Origin of the sequence: Streptomyces sp. NRRL S-920 (genome assembly GCF_000717945.1) — a bacterium.
In the GTDB taxonomy this organism is placed as follows: Bacteria; Actinomycetota; Actinomycetes; order Streptomycetales; family Streptomycetaceae; genus Streptomyces; species Streptomyces alboniger.
The window spans coordinates 1-2504 of sequence record NZ_JODF01000126.1; the positions used below are offsets into that span (position 1 = coordinate 1).

The 2504-nt window shown below is 69.8% G+C and carries 2 protein-coding genes and 1 pseudogene; all 3 read left to right on the forward strand.

What is annotated here, in order from left to right:
* Positions 1-346 (forward strand): annotated as a pseudogene (locus IG54_RS38880) (hypothetical protein); the annotation flags it as partial.
* A gap of 153 nt (positions 347-499) precedes the next feature.
* Entirely contained in the window at positions 500-1198 is a 699-nt protein-coding gene (locus IG54_RS0137040; RefSeq protein WP_030795530.1) for a nucleotidyltransferase domain-containing protein, read from the forward strand.
* The gene (locus IG54_RS38885) at positions 1195-1401 is read left to right on the forward strand and encodes a hypothetical protein (protein WP_234336487.1); all 207 of its coding nucleotides are present in this window, start codon (positions 1195-1197) and stop codon (positions 1399-1401) included. The genes IG54_RS0137040 and IG54_RS38885 overlap by 4 nt, the downstream gene beginning before the upstream one ends.
* The last annotated feature ends 1103 nt before the right edge of the window (positions 1402-2504 follow it).

Sequence of the window (2504 nt, forward strand, 5' to 3'; positions counted from 1 at the left end):
CGACCCCGAGGGCGAGACGGCGTCCGCTCCCCACGCCGTCGACCACCCGGGCCGGGACGCCGCCCTGACCCTGGCGCAGCGGGTCGCCGCCGTCCAGGCGCACCAGCAGGCCGCGATGCCCGAGGAGTACCTGGAGGGCCGCACGACCGACCCGGCGACATGGCTGCGCACACCCAAGAACCTGGACCGGTTCGCCGCCTTCACTCGCGCCGCCGACACCCGCCGCCGCGACATAGAGGACCCAAAGGCCCCGGCCGCCGATCCGGCCAGGCCGGTCGACCAGCACCGCCAGGAGCATGAGCAGCAGCGCCAGCAGCCCGACCCCGGCCAAGGCCCCCGGCTGTGAAGGCTGTGCTAACGCTGTCCGGTACCTCTGCTGCAGAAAAGTGGCTGGAACGGCTAATTCGGCCCCAAATGCACCATATGGGGCTCTGAACTGCGGCGTTGAGGAAGAGAGACACCTACTGACGGGACCGATGTTGGCACGTACGCTGCGATCATGGATGACCCCGTGCTCATCGCCCGCGAACTGGTGCGGGACCGATTTCCCGCTGCCCGGGCTGCTTTCCTCGCCGGCAGCGTGCTGACCGACCGCCGGACGCCCACGTCTGATCTGGACATCGTGGTCCTCTTGGACGGACCGCCCGCCCCCCTTCGGGAGAACCTGGTATATCGCGGCTGGCCGGTGGAGCTGTTCGTGCAAACAGAGGCCGTCTGGCACAGTTTCGCCGACCAGGAGACCGCGAACCGGCGTTCGCCGCTGCTGGCCATGTGTGCTGACGGCATGCTCCTGGTAGACACGGATGGGCTGGGCGCTTCGCTCCAGGACGAGGCGCGAAGGCGTTGGGCTGCGGGCCCGCCCCTGCTCTCGGACCGTGAGCGTGACTACCAGCGGTACGTCCTGACGGACTTGCTCGATGACCTGTGCGGCTGTGCGGACCCTGCGGAGCGGGTGTACTTGGTCTCGCAGATGTTGCAGTGTGCCTCAGAGCTGGTCCTGCTGGTCAGCGGGCACTGGCTCGGCGGCGGCAAGTGGTTGTCGCGGCGGCTGGCTGCGGCCGACCCCGGGGTCCACCGCGCGTTGTCCGAAGCTGCCGCGCAGGCGATCGCCGGGGACGCAAAGGTCTTCGCCGAGGTCGTGGCCGAGGTGCTGGACAAGTCTGGCGGCCCCCTGTGGGACGGGTATGCCATCCGGTGAGTCAGTGGGGCGCGATGCCCGAGGAGTACCCGGAGGGCCGCACGACCGACCCGGCGACGTGGCTGCGCACACCCAAGAACCTGGACCGGCTCGCCGCCTTTACCCGCGCCGCCGACACTCGCCGCCGCGTCATGGAGGACCCAAAGGCCAGGGCCCCCGGCCGTGAATGCTGTGCGGGCCGCACGGCGGGACGGATGATGTAGTCGCCGCGCCAGGCGCCGGGACGCGACCGGCCGCGCACCCCCGAAGCCACCCGGGGGCGGGGGAGGGTGCCGGGGACCGCCTCCTCAAGCACGGAGGCCCCATGGTTGCCCCGAAATTGCCGCATTTTTCGCCGGAGCAGCACGAGCTCCTGGAGCAGCTCGCCGACGCCGCCCGGATGCGTATGGCGCTGTCCCCGTCACCGATGCCGCCACTGCCCGGCACCGCTCCCGGCAGTACCCCGGCGGCCGGCCGAACCCGTGGCGCAGCGCGAGGGGCCGCCGCCGGGGGTGAGCGGACGCGAGGGATTCCACCGCGCACCCGTGCACGCAGGGGAGTGGAGACCACGTTGGAACGGTTCGGGCGGTTCACTCGGTGCGCTTCACCCGGTGGGGGAGTGCGGAACACCCCGGCATCCGGTGCGCTCGGTGCGGTGCGTCGGTGCGCCCGTCGACGATGCCGTGCACTGAGCCTCCGCACCACCGCACGGGCGCACCGCACCCACCGCACCGGCGTGCCGCACCGCACGCTCCACCGGCGCACGTCGGAGTGGCCGCCCCCCGCCCGCTCCACCCGATGTGACCACAGAGGGTGACGCCGCATCGGATGCCGTGCGCTCGATGCACCCCCCTTGACCAGGTGTGCCGCCGAATTGCACCCAGCCCATCGAGTGGAAAGCAACCCTTGTCCACCCACGAGTTTTCGAGCGATCTTCGACGTTTCTCTTTGACCGCCTCCGCTACCACTCTGTGGGCGCGCGCACCGAGTCCACGATGCACGGTGGCGGAGGGGAGATCTCTCCCACCTGGCGCACCGTGCACCGTCACTGTGTGTAGGGGTGATGCGTGGCGCGGACGATGTCGTGTACTCCCGCATCGCGGTGGGTTCCACCGAGTGGAAGCGCACGGCATCGTCCGCACCGAGTGGAGAGTGGAGGCCACCGGATGCAGGTGGAGTCCACTCGGTGCGCCCCGCCGGGTGGGAAAGTGCGTTACATCGTCCGCAACTCAGCTTGTCATTTAACGACCGGCGTCGAACGCGACTAGAACTTGATCAGCGTTTTCGCAGTTCGGCGGACGTGTAGGCGGCCTTCGTCTGATCCTGT

Coding starts and splice junctions, on each gene's coding strand:
- IG54_RS0137040 (WP_030795530.1), top strand. CDS start 500: ATGGATGACCCCGTGCTCATCGCCCGCGAACTGGTGCGGGACCGATTT.